The sequence below is a fragment of the Streptomyces curacoi genome (assembly GCF_001513975.1).
GTDB classification, from domain to species: Bacteria; Actinomycetota; Actinomycetes; order Streptomycetales; family Streptomycetaceae; genus Streptomyces; species Streptomyces curacoi.
In genome coordinates this window covers 220,518-234,563 of the sequence record NZ_KQ947994.1, presented here as the reverse complement: position 1 = coordinate 234,563, position 14,046 = coordinate 220,518, and the positions used below count along the sequence as shown (strand labels likewise).

Here is a 14,046-nt window from a genome sequence, read left to right as displayed (position 1 = left end):
GCCAGGACGTCCTCATCCACCGGGTCGGCGGCCATGACCTGCTCCCACTTCGGCCACTCCGTGTTGCCGACCATGATCGCGACCGGTGAGCCGAGCGTCAGACCGTGCCGGACGCCGCCGAGGAAGGTGACCTCGTCGCCCTCGAACTTCATCCGCGCACCGCGTCCATAACCGAGCCGGCGCCGGGCCAGGTGGTCCGCCACCATCTCCGTGGTGACCGGGACTCCGGCGGGAAGGCCCTCCAGCGTCGCGACGAGTGCGGGGCCGTGGGACTCCCCCGCGGTCAGCCAGCGCAACCTGCTCAACGGTGCTCCTCAAAGTCATCGGTAGGGGCGAACGGGGTCGGAAAGAGCCTGCTCAGCTCGGCGTGGAAGCCGGGGAAGGTCTTGGCGACGCAGTCGGGGTCGTCGAGGGTGATGCCGGGGGCGCGCAGGCCGAGGACGGAGAACGCCATCGCGATGCGGTGGTCGCGGTGGCAGGCGATCCGTGCGGGCCGGGTGGGGCCGGGGACGACGGTGATGCGGTCGGGGCCGACCTCCGTCGTGACACCCAGCTCCCCCAGGTTCTCGGCGACCGCGGCGATGCGGTCGGACTCCTTCAGGCGGGCGTGGGCGATGCCCCGGATCGTGATGGGCGCGTCGGCGAGCGGGGCGATGGCTGCGAGGGTCATGAACGTGTCGGAGATGTTCCCCATGTCGACGTCGAAGCCGCCGCGCAGCGCCGGGCCGCCGATGACGGTGGTCTCGTCGTCGGTCACGCGTACCGTCGCGCCGGCCTTGCGGAGGACGTCGACGAAGCCGAGGTCGCCCTGGAGGCTGCCGAGTCCCAGGCCGGGGACGGTGATCTCACGGACCGTGACCGCCGCGGCCGCGAAGAAGTACGAGGCGGTGGACGCGTCCGGTTCCACGGCGAGGTCGGTCGCCCGGTAGGGCGCCGGGTCCACCGAGAGGTCGTTGCCGGATTCTTCGGTGCGCGCCCCGAAGCGGGTCATCAGCGCGAGTGTCATGTCGATGTAGGGGCGGCTGACGAGGTCGTGGACCCGCACCCGCAGCGGAGCCCGCATCAGGGGTGCCGCCATCAGCAGGCCGGACAGGAACTGGCTCGACAGCCCCGAGGGCAGGGCGAGTTCACCGCCCGTCAGTCCGTCGGCGTCGACGGTCAGGGGGAGCGCGGCAGCCGGGTCGGCGGTGATCCGGGCGCCCAGGCGGGTGAGTGCCCGGGTGAGGGGGTGCAGGGGGCGGGCCTTGAGCTGGTCGGTGCCGTCGAAGACGTAGCTGCCCTCGCCGGTCGCCACGAAGGGCGGGAGGAAGCGCGCGGCCGTGCCGGCGTCCGCGCACCAGATACGGCCGCCGCCGCGCGGTCCGCGCCCGAGGCCGGTCACCGTCCAGCTCGCGTCGTCGGCAGCCGTCGTCACCCGCACGCCGAGCGCGGTCAGCGCCTCGCGGAAGGCGACGGTGTCGTCACTGACGAGCGGTGCGGTCAGCCGGCTCGTACCGTGCGCGGAGGCGGCGAGGACGAGGGCCCGGTTGGTGATGCTCTTCGACCCCGGGATGCGTGCCTTCATCGGAGTCCTCTCGTGCGGCGATTCCTGCGGTGGGCCCAGGACGGCCCGGGCTCCGACAGGCTGACCGCCGTCGGGAGCGGGGGACAACCGACGCCCGGCCACTGTGTCAGTTCCGGCCGGGCTGCGATGCGGGCGGTTGACGTAGTCCCGGTGACCTGACACAGACGGCACCGGCCCCGGCTCCCCTCCCCCGCGCGCTGCCTAGCGTCGACAGATCCCGAAAGGAACGGAAGGAGTCGATCGTGCCCCACGCGTCCTTCATCCACGCCCATCACGACGTCGCCGAGCCCCCGCCGCACGGCAGCGGGAAGGGGAACGGCGGAGACGGCAAAGAGGGCGGGAGCACCCTGCTCGCCCACATCCCCCGTTCCACCCCGGAAGTGATGGAGAGCATCGCCGTCGCCCTGATCTCGCTGACCGCGCCGGGGGTGTGTCTGCGCGCCGGAAGCGGAATCCAGCCAGAGCTCTCGGGCGCACCCCACGAGTCCTCGCAGGTGGGGCTCGACGTGACAGAGTAAACCGATTGAATCGGCCAGATTTCCCTTACTGCGTCTTTGATGTGCCGCGCACGGCCAGACGCGTATCTCTTGGGGGGAATCGTGATAGCACGCCGTTCGTTTCTCGTGTCCGGTGCCGCCGTCAGCGGCGGCCTCGGACTGGCGGGGCTCGGAATCTCGGCCCTGCGCCCGGCGACCGCCGACGCGGTCGAGGGGGGTGGGGCGGCCGTCGAGGGAGGGACGGCCGACCTGGATCCGGGCAGCATCGCCAAGTTCGCGGTCCGGATGCCGCTTCCGCCGGTGCTGGCGCCGTACTCGGTGTCGGGCACGACCAGTTACTACCGGATGACCATGAAGGAGGTCGCCGCGGCGATCCTGCCCGGCATGCCCACCACCAAGGTGCGGACGTACAACGGCAAGTTCCCGGGCCCGCTCATCAAGGCGAGATCCGGCCAGCGGGTGGTCGTCGAGCAGACCAACGGCCTCGGTCAGCCGGTCTCCGTGCATCTGCACGGCGCGCATGTCCCCGAGTCCAGTGACGGCGGGCCGATGGACCTGATCCAGCCCGGCGGCTCGAAGACGTACACGTACCCGAACCAGCAGCCGCACGCCAACCTGTGGTTCCACGACCACGCCCACCACCAGGAGTCCGAGCACGTCTACCGCGGACTGTCCGGCTACTACCTGCTCACCGACGACACCGAGCAGCAACTCCCGCTGCCGTCCGGGCAGTTCGATGTCTCGATCGCGTTGCGCGAGGCCCGCTTCGACCAGGCGGGGCAGCTCGTGTACGCCATGGACGACTGGCCCAACCGCAATGTCATCCTCGTCAACGGCAAGCCCTGGCCGTACTTCGAGGTCGCCGCCCGCAAGTACCGGCTGCGGGTCTTCAACCAGAGCAACGGGCGCTTCTTCGACCTGAAGCTGTCCGACGGCTCGGAGTTCACGCTGATCGGCGGTGACGGCGGGCTGCTCGCCAAGCCCTACCGGGCGACGGTGGTGCGGCTGTCGCCCGGCGAACGGGCCGATATCGTCGTCGACTTCTCACGGTATCCGGTGGGCAGCAAGGTGGTGCTGGAGAACGGGCTGGGTCCCGGGCCGGTCGAGCATGTCGGCAAGGTCATGCGCTTCGACGTCACCCGCACCGCCACCGACAACAGCTCCGTGCCGAGCACCCTGCGCACCCTGCCGGACCTGCCGCCGGCCACGGTGAACCGCCGCTTCGACCTGAGCATGGACGAGGACGGCAGGCCCGACCCGGTGGGCTACATCAACGGCCGGACGTACGACCACCACCGCGTCGACACCGAGATCGCCTACGGCTCCACCGAGGTCTGGACGGTCACCAACACCAACCAGCTCGCCCCGCACAACTTCCATATGCACCTGGTGATGTTCCGGGTCCTGGAACGCAACGGACAGCCGGTCACCGAGGGGTTCGAGACGGGCCTCAAGGACACCGTGAGCATCCTGGCCGGCGAGACCGTGAAACTCCAGGCCACCTTCACCGGGTACCGGGGCACCTACGTCTACCACTGCCATCTCTTCGACCACTCGGCGATGGGCATGATGGGCAATTTCCGCGTCTCCTGACGGCCGTATCTGACGGAGTCCCGGCACATCTGACGAAGTAACCCGGCCTCGATTGCCGCCTTTCCGGTGACTGCGGAAATGTTTTCCGCGGTCACCGGATCCATACCAGAAAGGGACGCTCGAATGACGAACGTCGCCGTCATCTACTACTCCTCCACCGGCCATGTCCACACCCTGGCCGCGGCCGCCGCCGAGGCCGCGAAGAAGGCCGATGCCGAGGTCCGTCTGCGCAAGGTGGCCGAGCTGGCTCCGCAGGCCGCCATCGACTCCAACCCGGCGTGGGCCGCGCACCACGCGGAGACCAAGGACAACGAGGTCGCCTCGCTGGACGACCTGGACTGGGCCGATGTCATCCTGTTCGGCACGCCGACCCGCTTCGGTCTGCCGGCCGCGCAGCTCAAGCAGTTCATCGACACCGCGGGCGGCCTGTGGGCGCAGGGCAAGCTGGCGAACAAGGTCGTCACCTCGTTCACGTCCACGTCGCAGACGCACGGCGGCCAGGAGAGCACGCTGCTCGCCCTGAACAACACCTTCTACCACTGGGGCGCGATCATCGTGCCGCCCGGCTACACCGACGCCGTCCAGTTCCACATCAAGACCGGCAACCCGTACGGCACCGGTCATGTCTCGTACGACAACGCGACCGCCGACGAGGCCACCCTCGCCTCGATCGAGCACCAGACGCGCCGCGCCGTCGAGATCGCCGGGGCGCTCAAGCGCGGCTTCACGGTGGCGTGAGCCTGCCATGCGGCGTTCCGCGATGCGCAGACGCTCGGTCCTCCTCGGGCTGCTGGCGGCCGCGTCCGTGCCGGGAACACCGGTGACGGCGGCGGCCGCGTCCGGCGCCGCCGGCCCGGTCGCCGCCGATGGCGACCGGGTCGTCTGGGACGACTTCCAAGGCGGCTTCGACCACAGCGGGGACGGGTCCAAGTGGACCCTCACCCCGGCCGGTGACGCGCTGCCGGACGGCGACGGCATCGCCACCACCTCGGCCGCCGGGCTGCGGGTGGTGCCCACCGGCGTCAACCCGCGCACCGGTGAGCCGGCCTTCGCCTTCACCACCGGCAGGGAGAGCGAGGGCGGCGGCGGGGCGGCCGACCATCTGAAGTTCTTCGCGCTGGCCCGGCACACCTCGAAGGCCGGCATCCTCGGCTTCGACGCCGAGCCGGGCCGGGTGCTCACCATCGACGTGACGATGTCCGCCCGGACCTTCGGCACCGAGCGGCACCCGTTCGGCGCCGCGGTCGCCAACCCGCGCACCGACCTCAGGCTCGCGGCGGGCGCGATGAACACGGCCGATCCCGAGACGTTGATGGTCTTCGACTTCTTCGTCACCAACGGCTTCATCTACGCCTTCTACGAGCGGCTGCCCCGGCCCGGCGCCGACTACGCCGCCTTCTCCTACGCGCTGCCAGTGGCCCGCCGGGCCACGGTCGACCAGGTGAACAACCTGGCGGTCGCGTACGACAGGTCGGCGGGCACCGTGGAGTGGAAGCTCGACGGCCGTACGGTCCTGTCCGTCGACCGGATCGGGTACAAGCCGGCCGACCGCAAGCATCTGATCCTCGATCTCGGCGGCCGTGAGGAACTGGTCCAGCCCCGGCAACTCGCCGGCGGCTTCGGCATGTTCACACTGCTGGACGCCGAGATGCCGGGCGCGGAGGGCGGCCTGGTCCGCCTCAGCGACGACCTGCGGTACTACGACCCGGATCGCGGCGCACCGGCCCAGCAGGGGTTCGCCGACCCGGCGGGCCTTCCGCAGCACCGGCTGTGGGGCCAGGGCGCGCGGCTCGACGTCTGCCAGATCGGCGTGACGTCGGCCCCACGCTGACCTCACGGACCACAACCAGCGGCTCCGGCCCGGACGTTCACCCCCCGCCCGTCCGGCCGGAGCCGCTTCATTTCTTTTTCCGGTTCTTTTTTCGACCCTTTCTCTTTTTCGGCCAGCTGACGAAGTCAACCGCCTTTCATTGCCCCTCGGCATACCGCGCCGACACATTTGTTGGGTCTCCCGACAACAGGAAAGGGACTCGGAAATGCCGAAGACAGCAATCGCCGGCGGCGGAATAGGCGGCCTGGCGACCGCGCTGAGCCTCGCCCGGCGCGGGCACGACGTGGTGGTGCTCGAACGCCGGGACTGCTTCACCGAGATCGGCGCCGGGATCCAGCTGGGGCCGAACGCCTTCCAGGCGCTGGACCGGCTGGGCGTCGGCGACCCGGTCCGGGACCGCGCGGTGCACATCGACGAGCTCCGCTTCATGGACGGCACGACCGACGAGAAGGTCGTCTCGATGCCGCTCACCGGCACCTACCGGGCCCGCTTCGGCAACCCGTACGCCGTGGTGCACCGCATCGACCTGTACGAGCCGCTGCTTCAGGCCTGCCGGGCCGAGCCGTCCGTGGAGCTGCGCGTCGACTGCTCGGTGGAGCGCTACGAGCAGGACGCCGACGGGGTGACCGTGCAGCTGGCCAATGGCGAGCGGGTCCGCGCGGACGCGCTGATCGGCGCCGACGGCATCAACTCCTTCGTCCGCAAGCAGCTCGTGGGCGACGGCTACCCGAAGGTGTCCGGGCACACCATCTACCGCTCGGTGATCCCCATGGAGGAGGTCCCCGAGGAGCTGCGCTGGAACACCGTCACGCTGTGGGCGGGGCCCAAGTGGCACTTCGTGCACTACCCGATCGGCAGCGGGGAGTTCCTGAACCTCGCCGCCACCCGCGACGACGGCGCCACCGAGGCGGTGCTCGGCCTGCCGGTGGAGCGCGCGCACGTCCTCGGCGAGTTCCCCGGCCTCGGCGGCACCGCCCGGCGCCTGCTGGAGCTGGGCCGGGACTGGAAGTCCTGGGTGCTGTGCGACCGCGACCCGGTGGACCGCTGGACCGACGGCCGGGTCGTCCTGGTCGGCGACGCCGCCCACCCGATGCTCCAGTACGCCGCCCAGGGCGCCTGCCAGGCCCTGGAGGACGCCGTGGTGCTCGGTGAGCTGATCGGCACCGAGCCGGCCGACTTCGCCCAGCGCTTCGAGAAGTTCAACGCGGAGCGCCGTGAGCGCACCGCCGCCACCCAGCTGCTGGCCCGCGAGATGGGGCGTCAGCTGTACCACCCGGCGGGCGAGGCGGCCAACGCCCGTAACGCCATGCTGCGGTCGCTGTCGGAGGAGGACCTCTACGAGAAGGTCCAGTGGCTGCACGGCGGCGAGGTCGGCACCGGCCGCGCCCCCGCCCCGGTCCCGGACATCCGGCGCACGGTCTGACTTTGCCGCGGGCCTGCCCCGGTGATTCCCGCACGCCCTTGTGACCGCGATTCCCGCATGCCCATGTGAGAGGAGTACGTCCACCCATGCGTCACGACAACCTGTACATAGCGGGCGTGGGGGCCTGGTACCCCAAGCCGCTCCCCGTCGACGAGGCCATCGAGGCCGGCTGGTACGACGACGACACCCAGCGCCGCACCGGCCAGCTGAGCGTGTCCGTCGCCGGCGACGACGACAACCCGCCGGAGATGGCGGCGCGCGCCGGATCCCTGGCGGTGCGCCACTCCGGCCTGGACCCGGCCGAGTTCGGGCTGCTGCTGCACGCCACCGGCGGGTTCTGCGGCCTGGACGGCTGGAACGTCGGCTCCTACCTCCAGCACCACGTGCTGGCCGGCAACGGGCTGTCCTTCGAGGTGAAGCAGCAGTCCAACGGCGCCATGGCGGCGATCGAACTGGCCGCCGCCTTCCTCGCCGCGGGCACGGACCGGCAGGCGGCCCTGATCACCGCCGCCGACCGCTTCGTGATGCCGGTGTGGAACCGCTGGCGTACCCATCCGGGCCTGGTGTTCGGCGACGGCGCGAGCGCCGCGGTGCTCTCCCGCACCGGCGGGTTCGCCCGCGTGGTGTCCGTCGTCACCGAGAGCCGGCCCGAGCTGGAGGGCGCCCAGCGCGCCGGGCTGTCGTTCATGGGGTACGCCGACACCTCCGATGCCGAGGCGTATCCGATCGACCTCATCAAGCGGATGCAGGCCTTCGCCGACGAGCAGCACGGCGGCCGGATCACCGAGATCTTCAAGGTCATGAACCAGGCCCTGATCCGGTCGGTCGAGGGTGCCGCCGAGGAGGCCGGGATCCGGCCCGCCGACGCCGACCACCTCGTCTTCCCCAACTTCGGCCGCACGATGCTGCGTCAGGAGGTGCTGACGCCGCTGCGGCTGGGCCCGGAGAAGACGGTGTTCGACTGGGCCCGGGAGACCGGCCACGTCGGCGCCACCGACCAGTTCGGCGGCCTGGAGTACCTGGTGCGCGAGGGCCGTCTGGAGCCGGGCCGGCGGGTGCTGCTGACCGGCATCGGGCTGGGCTTCAACTGGACGACGGCGGTCCTGGAGATCACCGAGCGGCCGGTTCCCGTGGCGGACTGAGACGGCCGTACGACAGCGAAGGGCCCGGACGCCGAAGCGTCCGGGCCCTTGGCCGTCCGGGGATCAGGCGGCGCGCATGGTGTCCAGCTCCGCGAGGTCCTCCTCGGTCAGCCGCAGCCCGGCCGCGGCGATGTTCTCCTCCAGGTGCGCCACCGACGACGTACCGGGAATGCACACCAGGTTGGGCGAGCGGTGCAGCAGCCAGGCGAGGGCGACCTGGTACGCGGTGACACCGTGCCGCTCGGCCACCAGGTCGACGGGCTTGGCCTCCAGCGGCACGTTCAGCGGGACCTTGGCGTCCTTGCCCGGCGTCTTCTCGGCGCCCAGCAGCGTGTACGTGCCGAGCGGGAAGAAGGACATGTAGGCGATGCCGGCCTCCTCGCAGGCCCGCAGGGTGGCCTCGTCGTCGCGGCGGACGACGTTGTACTCGTTCTGCACGCACACCACGGGCGCGATGGACCGTGCCTCGGCGAACTGCGCCGGGGTGACGTTGCTGACGCCCAGGTGCCGGATCAGGCCCTGCTCGCGCAGCTCGGCGAGCGCGCCGAAGGGTTCGGCGATCGACTCGTCGGGGCCGATGCCGCCGGCCTCGGCGACGATGCGGAGGTTGACGACGTCGAGGTGGTCGCGGCCGAGGTGGCGCAGGTTGGAGTGGACGGCGTCGCGCAGTTCCTGCGGGGACAGGGCGGCCGGCCACTCCTTGTCCGGGGTGCGCTTGGCGCCGACCTTGGTGACGATCACCAGGTCGTCGTCGTAGGGGTGCAGGGCCTCGCGGATGAGCTCGTTCACCACGTAGGGGCCGTAGTAGTCGCTGGTGTCGATGTGGTTGACCCCGAGCTCGCGCGCCCGGCGCAGGACGGCGAGGGCCCTCGCGCGGTCCTTCGGGGGGCCGTAGACGCCCGGGCCCGCCAGCTGCATCGCGCCGTATCCCATGCGGTGGATGGTGAGGTCGCCGCCGAGGGTGAGGGAGCCCGCGGCGTCGGCGCGGACGGCGGAGTGCGTGGTCATGAGTGAACTCTCCTTATGGGGACGGGGGTTTATCAGGGACCGGACGGGACTTGGCTCAGGCCCGGCGCAGGGCCCGGCCGAGGCAGATCCAGACGAGCGCGGCGGCGGCCACGGTGATGAGCGTGTCGACGCCGAGGGCGAGACGGACTCCGGACAGGACGGCGTCGGCGTACTCGCCGTCCGCGGCGACCGCGTGGATGCGGCTGCTGGCGACGGCGCTCAGCACGGGGGTGCCCACGGCGAGCGCCACCTGCTGGGTCATGGTGGCGAGGCCGGTGGCCAGGCCCTGTTCGTCGTCGGGCAGGCCGTCGGTCGCGGTGACCATGTACGCCACCACGCCCATGACATGGCCGAAGGCGCCCACGGTGAGCGCGGCCAGCACGAGGGCGATCCCGCCGCCGCCCCCGGTGAACAGGAACACCCCGAGCGGGCCGACGAGTTGCAGCACCAGACCGGCGACCAGGGTGCGCAGATTGCCGTACCGGCCGATGACGCGGGGCGCGAAGGCGCCGCCGAGGAAGGCGGAGACGCCCAGCACCGAGAAGGCGACCCCGGTGGCGAGCGCCGAGTAGCCGTGCACCTCCTGGAGGTACAGGGTGACCAGGAAGATCACAGCGGTCTGCATGGTGATCAGGGCGAAGCCGCCCAGGTTGCCCCAGCGCACGCTCGGCCTGCGCAGGATCCCGACCGAGGCGAGCGGCGTCTCGGTGCGCAGCTCGATGCGGTAGAACGCGGCGAGCAGTACGGCGCCGGCGAGGACGCAGCCGAGCACCAGCGGGCTGTCCCAGCCCAGGTCGGGGCTGCGGGAGACGCCGTAGACCAGGGCGACCAGGCCCGCGCTCACCGTGATGGCGCCGGGGACGTCCATGCGGGGGCGGTCGGCGGACCGGCTCTCCTTCAGGAACACGGGCGAGAAGGCGATGATGGCGAGGCCGATCGGCACATTGATCAGGAACGACCAGCGCCAGCTGAGCAGGCCGGTGAGCAGGCCGCCGGCCACCGCGCCGACGGTGAAGCCGAGCGAGATCATCGTGCCGTTGACGCCCAGCGCCCGGGCGCGCAGCGGGCCTTCCGGGAACGACGTGGTGAGCAGGGCGAGCGCGGCCGGGGTGGCCATCGCGGTGGCGATGCCCTGGGCGACCCGGGCGGCGATCAGCACCGACGGGCTCTGGGCGATCGCGCCCAGCACGGACGAGGCGACCAGGAGCCCGATACCGCCCACGAACACCAGGCGGCGCCCGTAGAGGTCTGCGACGCGTCCGAACAGCAGCGTGAAACCCGCGGAGGTGAGGGCGAACGCGGTGGTGATCCAGTGCAGGTCCCCGACCGCGAAGCCGAGGCCCGAACCGATCACCGGGATCGCGACGTTGAGCAGCGGAAGGTCCGCGGCCAACAGGAACGTCGAGCTGAGCAGCAGCACCAGCACGGCCCGCTGGTGCGAGGTCATTCGGGGCGGGGCCGCGGAATCCGCGGCGTTTTCCGCGTCCAGCACGGACATCATGAAATCCCTTTCGTGCGAGTGTGAGTCATGCTCCGGCAGGACACAAAGGGCCGTCGATCGGCGGCGGTTCACTTCGTCAGGTAGCGGAAATCCGTCTGACGAAGTCCGTGGTGCCTGACAAAGTCCTCCGCGCGCCCTGCGGACGATCACGCGGCCGTGCCCAGAATTCGGCCAGATCCGTCCCGTACGCGCAGCCCGGAGGAACGTCGTGATGACCCAGCAGGCCGACCCGGAATCCCTGTACTCGTCCGACCCGGCCGTCGTGACCGTCTGGTCGGACATCGGCTGCCCGTGGGCGACCCTGGCCCTGCACACCCTGCACGCCGCCGCCCGTGAGCGCGGCCGGGACGTCCTGGTCGACCACCGGGTCTTCCCGCTGGAGCTGTTCAACTCCGAGCCCACGCCGAAGCCGATCATCGACGCCGAGACGGTGGCGATCGGCGCCAAGGTGCCGGAGCTGGGCTGGCGCATGTGGCCGGGCCCGGACTGGCGTTACCCGGTCACCACCCTGCCGGCGATGGAGGCGGTGCAGGCGGCGAAGGCGGAGGCGGTCGGCGGGCTGCCCGCGAGCGACCAGCTGGACGGCGCGCTGCGGCACGCCTTCTACGGGCAGGGCCGTTGCATCAGCATCACCTCGGAGATCCTCGCCGTCGCCGCCGAGTGCCCGCTGGTCGACGAGGCGGCGCTGGCCGCGGCCCTGGAGCGCGGCACCGCACGCGCGGCGATCCACCGCGACCTCGCCGTGGCCCGCGGGCCCCGGGTACAGGGCAGCCCGCACCTGTTCACCGCCGCCGGCACCGATGTGCACAACCCGGGAGCCGTCTTCCGGTGGACGGGCAATCCCTACGAGGGCGGATTCCCGAACTTCCTTTCCTATTCACGGGACTGGGCCGGGGAACTTCTCGACGTCCTCGACAAGGTGGCACCCGGCGCCGCTACCCAGGCCGGCTGATCCGTTTCGCATTCCCTGAAGGGAGCCCTCAGTTGTCCGCCACAGACCCGATTCTCGAACTTCCCTACGGTGTCACGCCGGACCCCGACGAATTCCTCCGTGCCGCGATCCGCTGGCACTTCTCCGAGGAGACCGGAGCGCCGTTCTGGCTGGAACGCGCCGACCGGCTGGAATTCGACCCGCTGGCCGACGTCCGCACCTTCGACGACCTGAAGCTCTTCCCGAACCTCGCCAACGAGCTCAGGGACGTGCGCGCCGAGGACCTGATCCCGCGCGGCTACGGGCCCCGCCCGAAGGTCGTCGGCGTCTTCGACAGCGGCGGCACCACCGGCGCGCCCAAGCGTGTCGTCATGCTCCAGGAGTGGCTCGACCTGCTGCTGGCCCACAGCAACGCCCAGCTCGACGCGCACGGGGTGCCGCGCGACGTGAACTGGCTGATGGCCATCCCGTCCGGGCCGCACATGGTCGGCGCGTCCTTCCAGCAGCTGGTGGCCGAGCGCGGCGGGCTGTCCTTCACGGTGGACGTCGACCCGCGCTGGGTGAAGAAGATCATCGCCCGGGGTGAGCAGACCGAGGCCGACCTGTACACCGAGCACCTCATCGACCAGCTCCAGCACCCGCTGCGCTCCCAGGACATCGGCGTCCTGATGCTCACGCCGCCGGTCCTGGAGCGGCTGTGCCGCCGGGACGAACTGGTCGACCTGGTGCGCAAGAAGGTCCGCGCGATCATGTGGGTGGGCACCCAGCTCGACCCGGACACCCGCAACCTCTACCGCACCGAGCTGTTCCCGGACGCCGTGCTGTGCAGCGGCTTCGGCAACACCATGACGCTCGGCCACGTCAGCGAGCGCCCCGGCCTCACCGACGACGAGCCGTGCGTCTACGACCCCTTCTCGCCGTACATGACGTACAACGTCATCGACCTGAAGGAGCGCAGGCCCGTCGAGTACGGCGAGCGCGGCCGGGTCGTCATGCACTACGTCGGCAAGAGCCTGTTCCTGCCGAACAACCTGGAGCGGGACTTCGCCACCCGCATCCGCCCGCTGCCGGGCCAGGTCGGCGACGCGGTCGCGGACATCGCGCCGGTGCCGGAGTTCGACGACGAGAAGGTCATCGAGGGGGTCTACTGATGACCGAGCGGATGACCGAGCCTCATCTCCTGGACGCGCTGGGGCCGTCGGGCCCGTACCGCGCCCGCAAGCGCGAGACCGTCACCGACACCACCGGCGCCCCGGTCGCCGAACTCAGCCTGACTCCCCGGCTGTTCGTCACCCGGGCGCTGGCAGCCCTGCACAAGGCGGCCCCGCTGCCGCTGGAGCGGCGGCTCGCCGCCCTCGCCGAGGCCGGGCGGGTGTTCCGCGAGGAGACCGTGGAGGGCCTGTCGTACGAGGAGTACGAGCGGACCGTGGCGCGGGTCTCCGGCATCCCGCTGCCGGCCGTACGATCCGCCGCCGACGAGATCGCCGACTCCGCGCGGCGCGCGCTGGCCGGCGCGTACGGCGCGCTGCCCGGCGGCGCGGTGCTCGACTGGCGGGACGCGCGCACCCGTACCGGCGCCGCGGTGTGGACCCGGCGCGGCGAGGTCCTCGCCGTGAACGCGGCGGGCAACCACCCCGCCCCGCACGCCCTGTGGCTGGAGGCGCTCGCCCTCGGCCACCGGGTCGCGATCCGGCCCTCGCGCCGGGAGCCGTTCACCCCGCACCGCCTGGTGGCGGCACTGCGCGCGACCGGGTTCGGCGACGACCACGTGGTGCTGCTGCCGACCGACCACGCGGTGGCCGACGAGGTGCTGCGGGGCGCCGACCTGTCCCTCGTCTACGGCGGTGACGACGTCGTACGCAAGTACGCCGCCGACCCGACCGTGCTGGTCCAGGGGCCCGGCCGGACGAAGGTCCTGGTCACGGAGGGCGCCGACTGGCGTGCGCACCTCGACCTGATCGTGGACTCGATCGCCCACCACGGCGGCGTCAAGTGCGTCGACGCGACCGCGGTCCTCGTCGAGGGCGACCCGGCGCCGCTGGCCCGCGCCCTCGCCGAGCGACTGGGCGCGCTGCCGAGCCTGCCCGCCGACGACGAGAAGGCCGCCCTGCCGGTCCAGCCGGTGGAGCGGGCGCGGGCGCTGGAGCGGCATCTGCTGGAGCGGGCCAAGGGCGCCACCGCCCACCTCGGCGGCGACGGCGTGGTGGAGGAACTCCCGGGCGGCGGCGCGGTGTTGCGTCCGGCCGTGTTCGAGGCGCCCGACCTGAAGGGCGGCTGGCACACCGCCGAACTGCCCTTCCCCTGTGTGTGGGTGGCGCCCTGGAGCCGCACGTCCGACGGGACGGCTCCGCTGGGCGACACCCTCGTCCTCGGCGTCCTCAGCGGCGACGAGGACCGGGACGCGGGCCTGGTGGACACGCTGGTCGCCGACCCGACCGTCGCCAACGTGTACCTCGGCGAGCACCCGACCCACTGGATGGACCGCGGTGTGCCGCACGACGGCTACCTCGGCGAGTTCCTGATGCGGACCAAGACCGTCATACGCGGCTGAGCGAA

At 71.4% G+C, this 14,046-nt stretch carries 13 protein-coding genes; 9 read left to right on the top strand and 4 right to left on the bottom strand.

Features of this window, described 5'->3' with window-relative positions; genetic code table 11:
• Positions 1-305, bottom strand: a 305-nt coding sequence (locus AQI70_RS32500; RefSeq protein ID WP_159042721.1) for a chorismate synthase, incomplete at its 3' end; no start/stop codon positions are given.
• On the bottom strand, positions 302-1,564 hold the full coding sequence (gene aroA / locus AQI70_RS32495; protein ID WP_062156029.1) for a 3-phosphoshikimate 1-carboxyvinyltransferase: 1,263 nt from the start codon (positions 1,562-1,564) through the stop codon (positions 302-304). The genes aroA and AQI70_RS32500, both read right to left, overlap by 4 nt.
• A gap of 242 nt (positions 1,565-1,806) precedes the next feature.
• Between aroA and AQI70_RS32490 the strand changes: the two genes are divergently transcribed.
• From AQI70_RS32490 to AQI70_RS32465, 6 genes are all read left to right on the top strand, one after another.
• Positions 1,807-2,082, top strand: a complete 276-nt coding sequence (locus tag AQI70_RS32490; protein WP_062156028.1) for a hypothetical protein — start codon at positions 1,807-1,809, stop codon at positions 2,080-2,082.
• A gap of 81 nt (positions 2,083-2,163) precedes the next feature.
• Positions 2,164-3,654 carry a multicopper oxidase family protein gene (locus AQI70_RS32485; RefSeq protein WP_062156027.1) on the top strand — a complete coding sequence of 497 codons (1,491 nt, stop codon included), beginning with the start codon at positions 2,164-2,166 and terminating at the stop codon, positions 3,652-3,654.
• A gap of 123 nt (positions 3,655-3,777) precedes the next feature.
• Positions 3,778-4,392 (top strand): NAD(P)H:quinone oxidoreductase, encoded by a 615-nt coding sequence (gene wrbA / locus AQI70_RS32480; protein WP_062156026.1) that lies wholly within the window; start codon positions 3,778-3,780, stop codon positions 4,390-4,392.
• Between the two features lie 7 nt (positions 4,393-4,399).
• Positions 4,400-5,485, top strand: a complete 1,086-nt coding sequence (locus tag AQI70_RS32475; RefSeq protein ID WP_062156025.1) for a DUF6081 family protein — start codon at positions 4,400-4,402, stop codon at positions 5,483-5,485.
• 205 nt (positions 5,486-5,690) lie between these two features.
• Positions 5,691-6,908 carry a 3-hydroxybenzoate 6-monooxygenase gene (locus AQI70_RS32470; RefSeq protein WP_062156024.1) on the top strand — a complete coding sequence of 406 codons (1,218 nt, stop codon included), beginning with the start codon at positions 5,691-5,693 and terminating at the stop codon, positions 6,906-6,908.
• Between the two features lie 86 nt (positions 6,909-6,994).
• A complete protein-coding gene (locus AQI70_RS32465; RefSeq protein WP_062156023.1) occupies positions 6,995-8,050 on the top strand; it encodes a ketoacyl-ACP synthase III family protein in 1,056 nt (351 codons plus the stop codon).
• Positions 8,051-8,113: 63 nt separating this feature from the next.
• Here the strand turns inward: AQI70_RS32465 and AQI70_RS32460 are convergent, their stop codons facing one another.
• Together AQI70_RS32460 and AQI70_RS32455 are read right to left on the bottom strand one after the other, a co-directional pair.
• Positions 8,114-9,058: an oxidoreductase gene (locus AQI70_RS32460; protein ID WP_062156022.1), complete on the bottom strand. Its 945-nt coding sequence runs from the start codon at positions 9,056-9,058 to the stop codon at positions 8,114-8,116.
• A gap of 55 nt (positions 9,059-9,113) precedes the next feature.
• Complete coding sequence (locus tag AQI70_RS32455) at positions 9,114-10,556, bottom strand: MFS transporter (RefSeq protein ID WP_062156056.1); 1,443 nt, start codon at positions 10,554-10,556, stop codon at positions 9,114-9,116.
• Positions 10,557-10,770: 214 nt separating this feature from the next.
• Between AQI70_RS32455 and AQI70_RS32450 the strand changes: the two genes are divergently transcribed.
• Genes AQI70_RS32450 through AQI70_RS32440 form a run of 3 tightly spaced genes read left to right on the top strand, consistent with a single transcriptional unit; the run spans position 10,771 to position 14,041 of the window.
• Positions 10,771-11,511: a DsbA family oxidoreductase gene (locus AQI70_RS32450; protein ID WP_062156021.1), complete on the top strand. Its 741-nt coding sequence runs from the start codon at positions 10,771-10,773 to the stop codon at positions 11,509-11,511.
• A gap of 32 nt (positions 11,512-11,543) precedes the next feature.
• Positions 11,544-12,641 (top strand): acyl-CoA synthetase family protein, encoded by a 1,098-nt coding sequence (locus AQI70_RS32445; RefSeq protein ID WP_062156020.1) that lies wholly within the window; start codon positions 11,544-11,546, stop codon positions 12,639-12,641.
• Complete coding sequence (locus AQI70_RS32440; protein ID WP_167358929.1) at positions 12,641-14,041, top strand: aldehyde dehydrogenase family protein; 1,401 nt, start codon at positions 12,641-12,643, stop codon at positions 14,039-14,041. The genes AQI70_RS32445 and AQI70_RS32440 overlap by 1 nt, the downstream gene beginning before the upstream one ends.
• Positions 14,042-14,046: the final 5 nt, after the last annotated feature.

What these genes read in the sequence shown, in the direction of transcription:
- AQI70_RS32470 (WP_062156024.1), top strand. Translation starts at nt 5,691, where the DNA reads ATGCCGAAGACAGCAATCGCCGGCGGCGGAATAGGCGGCCTGGCGACC.
- AQI70_RS32450 (WP_062156021.1), top strand. Translation starts at nt 10,771, where the DNA reads ATGACCCAGCAGGCCGACCCGGAATCCCTGTACTCGTCCGACCCGGCC.
- AQI70_RS32455 (WP_062156056.1), bottom strand. Translation starts at nt 10,556, where the DNA reads ATGTCCGTGCTGGACGCGGAAAACGCCGCGGATTCCGCGGCCCCGCCC.
- AQI70_RS32460 (WP_062156022.1), bottom strand. Translation starts at nt 9,058, where the DNA reads ATGACCACGCACTCCGCCGTCCGCGCCGACGCCGCGGGCTCCCTCACC.
- AQI70_RS32440 (WP_167358929.1), top strand. Translation starts at nt 12,641, where the DNA reads ATGACCGAGCGGATGACCGAGCCTCATCTCCTGGACGCGCTGGGGCCG.
- aroA (WP_062156029.1), bottom strand. Translation starts at nt 1,564, where the DNA reads ATGAAGGCACGCATCCCGGGGTCGAAGAGCATCACCAACCGGGCCCTC.
- AQI70_RS32465 (WP_062156023.1), top strand. Translation starts at nt 6,995, where the DNA reads ATGCGTCACGACAACCTGTACATAGCGGGCGTGGGGGCCTGGTACCCC.
- wrbA (WP_062156026.1), top strand. Translation starts at nt 3,778, where the DNA reads ATGACGAACGTCGCCGTCATCTACTACTCCTCCACCGGCCATGTCCAC.
- AQI70_RS32475 (WP_062156025.1), top strand. Translation starts at nt 4,400, where the DNA reads ATGCGGCGTTCCGCGATGCGCAGACGCTCGGTCCTCCTCGGGCTGCTG.